The organism is Clostridioides sp. ES-W-0018-02, assembly GCF_020658175.1.
Lineage (GTDB): Bacteria > Bacillota > Clostridia > Peptostreptococcales > Peptostreptococcaceae > Clostridioides.
Genome location: NZ_JACVVY010000076.1, coordinates 1 through 255 on the forward strand (window position 1 = coordinate 1; position 255 = coordinate 255).

Here is a 255-nt window from a genome sequence, read left to right on the forward strand (position 1 = left end):
TTGGTGCAGCATCAGCTCAAAATGATATGCCTATAATACTTACTAATGAAAATAGTAATATAACTGAAATAAATGATTTATTCAAAGATAAAAAAATAGATAAATCTTATATAATAGGTGGAGAATACACAGTTTCTAAAAATATAGAAAACAAACTTAAAAATCCACAAAGAATATCAGGTAGTACTAGAAATGAAACAAATGCAAAAGTAATAAAAGAGTTCTACAAGGATTCTAATATAAATAACCTATATG

The 255-nt window shown here is 24.3% G+C and carries 1 protein-coding gene; it reads left to right on the forward strand.

The window, feature by feature from the left end; genetic code table 11:
• Positions 1-255: cell wall-binding repeat-containing protein (locus IC219_RS21550; protein WP_227853518.1), on the forward strand; the 255-nt coding region annotated here is incomplete at both ends.